The sequence below is a fragment of the Archangium sp. genome (assembly GCF_036388035.1).
In the GTDB taxonomy this organism is placed as follows: domain Bacteria; phylum Myxococcota; class Myxococcia; order Myxococcales; family Myxococcaceae; genus Archangium.
In genome coordinates this window covers 1-5,831 of sequence record NZ_DASVSO010000260.1, presented here as the reverse complement: position 1 = coordinate 5,831, position 5,831 = coordinate 1, and the positions used below count along the sequence as shown (strand labels likewise).

At 71.4% G+C, this 5,831-nt stretch carries 3 protein-coding genes; 1 reads left to right on the top strand and 2 read right to left on the bottom strand.

Annotated features, from left to right (window positions below):
- Nucleotides 1-1,194 (bottom strand): LysM peptidoglycan-binding domain-containing protein (locus tag VF697_RS11115; RefSeq protein ID WP_331094087.1); only part of this gene is annotated, 1,194 nt, incomplete at its 3' end.
- A gap of 273 nt (nt 1,195-1,467) precedes the next feature.
- Here VF697_RS11115 and VF697_RS11110 point away from each other — a divergent pair.
- A complete protein-coding gene (locus tag VF697_RS11110) occupies nt 1,468-2,409 on the top strand; it encodes a class I SAM-dependent methyltransferase (protein ID WP_331094085.1) in 942 nt (313 codons plus the stop codon).
- Between the two features lie 39 nt (nt 2,410-2,448).
- Here VF697_RS11110 and VF697_RS11105 read toward each other — a convergent pair whose 3' ends face one another.
- Nucleotides 2,449-5,823, bottom strand: a complete 3,375-nt coding sequence (locus tag VF697_RS11105; protein ID WP_331094083.1) for an ATP-binding protein — start codon at nt 5,821-5,823, stop codon at nt 2,449-2,451.
- Nucleotides 5,824-5,831: the final 8 nt, after the last annotated feature.

Here is a 5,831-nt window from a genome sequence, read left to right as displayed (position 1 = left end):
GCCCGAGGCGCCCGGGATGGAGAGGCGCTGGCCGACCTGGATGAAGTCCGGGTTGGAGATGCCGTTGGCCAGGGCGATGGCAACCACGGTGCTGCCGTGGCGGGCGGCGATGCCGCTGAGCGTGTCGCCCGGCTGCACCGTGTAGTTTCGCGCGGCCGGGGCCGGGGGGCTGCCCGAGGCGCCCGGGATGGAGAGGTGCTGGCCGACCTGGATGAAGTCCGGGTTGGAGATGCCGTTGGCGCGGGCGATGGCATCCACGGTGCTGCCGTGGCGGGCGGCGATGCCGCTGAGCGTGTCACCCGGCCGCACCGTGTACGAGCCACCCGGAGCCGGAGCTGGCGCGGGGGCCGGCGTGCTGGGCGCCGGAGCGGGGGCGGGCTGGCTGGGCGCTGGAGCGGGCTGGCTGGCCACGCCGCGATCATTGACGAAGTACTTCACCGGCGCGTTGCCGAAGGAGTCCCTCACATGGCCGTTGTTGAAGTTGCTCGCGCCGGCCTGGGCGATGGCTGGGCCGCGATCCGTCACCTCGCCCGGACGCACCACGGCGATGTGGCCGATGCCGCCCGGGTTGTTCCAGCTCGCCACGGCGGGGTGGCCCTGGTTGGCCAGCGCCTGGGCCTCCTGGGCACTCACCTCGCGCCAGCCGCGGCTCGGCCCATGCTGCTCCAGCCAGCGGTGGCCCCCGTTGGCGTCCAGTTCCCGGGCTCCCGGGGCACCCACTCCGGCGGGGTTGCCGGCACCGTCCACCCAGTGCGGAATCTCCGCGCCCATGGCGCGCGTCACGTCCCAGGCGAAGATGTTGCAGTAGGTGTTGCCGCCGCGCGGGCTGTAGCGCGGGTTGTTGTTCACGGAGAACTGGTCGATGACCTGGTTGTAGTTGCTCGCGTTGCGGTTGGAGGGGTCTCCCCGCACCGGGGCGTCCACCGGAATCCACGCGTTGGTGTTGGTGGTCCCCGCGGCCGGACCGCCGCCCGAGGCCGCGCTCGCCTCGAAGCGATCCGGGGAGGTGGCCGGGTTGGCCGCCACCGGACGGCGCGGCGCGTCGAAACCATCGGGGATGACGAGCTGCTGACCCGTGCGAATACGGTTCGGGTCCTGGATGTCATTGGCCTTCGCCAGCGCATCGACCGAGGTGTTGTACTTGCGAGCCAGGGCGCTGAGGGTTTCGCCCCGCTGGATGGTGTGCACGGTCATGGTCGTCCCCGTGAAAGGAAGGGTTCGGGGAGATTGTCGCATGCCTGCCTCCCTGAGTTGCTTCCCTCCCTACATTTCCTGGCCGGCTGGCTGGCTGGCAGCCCCTTCGGCGAGCGCTCGGGTGGCCACCCGTCACGAGGGAAGGGAATGGAGAAGCACTCCGTTCTCGTGGCGATGGAAGGACCTCCCTCCTCTTCTTCGGCGTCTTCTACGAGCGATGCTGCCCTTTCTGGCGATGTCAAAACCCTGCGCAATGCGCTGGCTGCACCAGTGATGGAGTGGGTGGACTGGAGCAACGCGCTCGAGCGAGCGGCCAGCTGGTTGGACGACATCCACTGGCAGATCGCCAGGGGTGGGAACCTGCATCAGGGGCTGGAAGCCCTGTTCAGGGGACTGGCCCTGTTGCACCGCAAATGGGACCGGGAGGAGTGGACCCGCTTCTGCCTGGAGATCGTCCGCAACCACCCGTTGCGCGAGGTCATCCACCAGTGTCCCTACACGCGTCACGGCTTCGAGAAGCCTCGGGGCTACGCGGGTGACGCGGTGCTCATCGACTACCTCTATAACGAGCGTCAGACCGAGGGGACGACGCCGCTCGGGCGGGACATCTACCACTTCCTGTGGCGCCAATCCGGGCCCCGGAGCGTGCGCGAGCGGCGGGAGTTGCTGGCCCAGGAGCTCGACGCCGTCGCCGAGCGCGTGAAGAAGGCCCGCGTGCTCTCCGTGGCCTGCGGCCACCTGCGTGAAGCCGAGCACTCCCGCGCCGTCGTCGAGGGCCGCATCGGCCAGCTCCTCGCGTTCGATCAGGATCCGGTGAGCCTGGAGGTGGTGACCCAGCAGCACCCGGGGAAGACCGTGCAGCCCGTGCGTGGCTCGGTCCGCTCCATCCTCCTGGGCAAGGCCACGTTCCCGGATCAGGACTTCATCTACTCGGCGGGCCTGTACGACTACCTCTCCGAGTCCGTGGCCGCGCGCCTCACCCGGCTCCTCTTCGGCATGCTGCGTCCCGGTGGGCGCCTGCTGGTGGGCAACTTCGCCGCCCGCACCCCGGATGCCGGCTTCCTCGAGGCCTTCATGGACTGGTGGCTCATCTACCGCGATGAGAACCAGGTGCGTGCCTTCGCCTCGGAGATTGAGCCGGCGCAGCTCGCCTCCGTGGACATGTTCCGCGACAGCACGCAGAACGTCATCTACATGGCGCTGACCCGCCGCTAGAGGCAGGGGCTCCCACGGTGGGGGCCCTCCTCGGCTTCCTCAGTGGGGGCCGTTGTCGCCCCGAGGTTCCTCGGGGCCGCGGCGGGGCAGGGTGATGGTGAAGGTGGCGCCCTGTCCCGGTGCGCTCTCCACCGCGATGGCGCCGCCGAGCGCCTGGACGATTTCCCGGACAATCCACAGCCCGATGCCGAAGCCACCGTAGTGGCGCACGGACACGGCGCGCTCGAAGCGCTCGAAGATGCGCGCGGCGTCCTCCTCGGCGATGCCGATGCCCTCGTCGCGCACCCGCAGCCGCGCCTGGGTCTCGTCGCCGTCCACGGTGATCTCAATGGGCCGGCCCGCCCCGTACTTCGACGCGTTGGTGAGCAGGTTGAGCACCACCTGCTCCAGGCGGATGGCGTCCCAGTGGCCCACCAGGGAGGGCGGCAGGTTCAACCGCAGCGAGCACTCGGCGCGCGCCAGCGCCTCGCGCGAGCGCTCCACCACCCCGCGCACCACCTGCACCAGGTCCACGTTCTCGAGATGGCCCAGGAGCTGCCCCTGGGCGATGCGCGAGATGTCCAGCAGCTCGTTCACCAGCTTGCCCAGGCGCTGCGTCTGGAGGTTGGCCGACTCCAGCTTGGCGCCGAGCCGCTCCGGGGGCAGCCGCTCCAGGCCCTGACGCACCTGGGACATGAGGCCCTGGATGTGGAGCTGGAGCGAGGTGAGGGGCGTCTTCAGCTCGTGCGCGGCGATGGAGAGGAAGTCGTCGCGGCGCCGCACCGCCTCCTGCTCCTCGCGGTAGAGCCGGCCGCGCTCCTCGGAGAGCGCCGCCATGCGTTCGAAGCCCTCGGCGTTCTCCAGCGCGGCACCGGCGAGGATGCAGACGAAGGAGGCCAGCCGCTCCTCGTCCTCGCCGAAGAGCTCGCCCACCTGCCGGTGGCTGACGCACACACAGGCCACCGTCTTGCCGCGCACCTGGATGGGGGCGCACAGCAGCGAGCGCACCCCGAGCAGCTCCATGCTCTCGCTCACCCCGCCGGGCATGCCCTGGCCCATCACCGTCGGGCGTCCCGTCTCCAGGGCCCGGGTGATGGCGGTGTGGCCCACGCCGGCCGCCGCCAGCTCGTCCTCGGGCAGCAGCGCCTCCGGGTCGAACACCACGCAGTGCTCGGCGCGCAGCAGCTCCATCATGGACTGGCGCGCGGCGTCGAACACCGCCTGGCGCGAGAGGGCCGAGGCGATGCGGCGGCCCGCGTCCAGCACCCGGGGGAAGCGGTCCACCAGCGACAGGGTGCCCGGGCGCTCCGGCAGCTCCGTGGCCACTTGGGGCTCGATGTCCAGGTCCTGCTCCATCTCCTGGAGCTCGCGCGAGGCCTCCTCCGTCCAGGCGGTGGCCTCCGGCCAGCCGACTTCCTTGCCCACGCGGCCGAGCGTCTGGAGCGTCTGGGCGCGCTCGTAGCGCATCTTCAGCTCCTCGGCGACCTCCAGGCTCTCCTCCAGCCAGCGGCGGGCCCGGCGTGGGTGGCCGGAGAGGGCGGCCAGCAGCCCGCGCTCGCGCAGCACGTGGGCGAGGTTGTTGCGGTAGCTGCGCGCCAGCCGGTGGGCCCGCCGCGCCAGCTTCTCGGCCCGCTTCAACGACTCGGCCCGCACACCCGGGGCGAGCGGAGAGCTGTTCTCGGCCCGCGTGCGCAGCGCCGTGAGCAGCCAGGGGACGACGGGGGCCACGTACTCGTGCCGCAGGTGGGCGTGCTCCACCAGCTTGTCCGCCTTCTCCAGCATCTCCACCGCGCCCGAGGTGTCTCCCTCGTGCAGCCGGCGGAGCGCCTCGGCCAGCAGGAGGTTGGCGTGCGTCTGCGTGTCCTGGCCGGGGTTGGCCAGCGAGCCCTCCAGCAGGCTGAAGGGGATGCGGCCCCGGGTCGCCTTCGACCAGACCTCCAGGGCCAGACGCACCGCGTACCCGTCGCCGATGGCGAGCGCCGCCGTGTGCAGCCGCCGCGCGGACTCCAGCGCCTCCTTCAGCCGGCCCAGCCGGTAGTGGGCCAGGGCGTACTGGTAGTGGGCGTTGTTGACCTCCCACTGGTCTCCCGTTCGCTGCAGCAGCCGCACCGCCTCGCTGCACTTCTCGATGGACTCCTCGAAGCGGCCCGCGGCGTAGAGGCCCAGTCCGTAGAAGTGCAGGGACTGGCCCTGGCCCCAGACGTCGCCCAGCTCCCGGCGGATGGCGAGCGACTTCTCCGCGTAGGCGGTGGCCCGGCTGAACCAGGGCACCATGGTGAGCATCGGCGCGTGCTCGGAGTAGGCCTGGGCGAGCTCGAGGGTGGGCGGGTAGCGCTCGGCCGTGTTCACCTCGCGCAGGTGGGTCCAGAAGGTGGCGATGGGGCTGCCGAAGTACCAGCTGCTGTAGGTGAGGCGGCTGTAGAAGTGCACCGCGAGCAGGTCTTCCTCGCTGTGCTCGAGCGAGCGGCGCCCCGTGAGCAGGTTGGGCATCAACGAGTGTCCGGCCTGCACGCCCAGCTCCCAGAGGGCGCCCAGCGCGAAGGCCGCCGAGGAGCGGGGGACCCACCGGCCCAGCAGCGTCAGCCCCCGCTTCAGGGCCGCGTCCGCCTCCTCCTTGTTGTAGAGCTTGAACGTCAGCTCGCCCAGCTTGGACCAGATTCGGGCCTGCTCCAGCTTGTCGCGGGCCAGTGTCTGGGCCAGCTCGAGCTGCCGCTGGGCCTCGTCATAGCGCCCACGCAGCATGAGGACGTCGCCCAAGCCGGCGGAGACACGGAAGCGCGTACTGGCATCGGCCCGGGCCGCGCCGCGCTCGGCGATGCGGTAGTTGAACTCGGCCGTCTCGAGGGCGAACTGCTGGCGGGCCCGCTCGGCGGCCACCAGGGCGTGCGGGAGGGCCTGGGTGTGCTCTCCCGCCGCATCGAAGTGGTAGGCGAGCTCGAAGGGGTCCGCCGGGGGATTGGCCGCGATGCTGCGGGCGGCCAGCCGGTGCAGCTCCCGGCGCTCCTCGGGCAGCAGCAGCCCCAGCAGGGCCTCGCGCAGCTTGTCGTGGACGAAGGTGTAGCGGCCGCCGGAGCCCTCCCACAGCATGTGTCGTCGCCGCGGCTCCACGAGCGCGGCGGCCACCTGCTCGCGCGGCGTGCCCGAGAGGGCCACCACCCGCTCCAGGTCGAAGTGCTTGCCCAGCACCGCGCCCACCGACAGCAGGCGCAGCGCCTCGGGCGGCAGCAGCTTGAGGCGGCGCACCAGGAAGGAGGCCGCCTGGCGCGAGGAGCGCACGTGGGCCATGGCCTCGGGCTCCACCTGCCAGCCCTGGGCACCGGGCACCAGGGCCCCATCCTCCACCAGCCCGTGCATCACCGCCGAGGCCATGAAGGGATTGCCCTCGGACAGGCGCACCACCGCCTCGGTGGCCTCGCGCGGCAGGGGGCCGGCCATGGACTCCA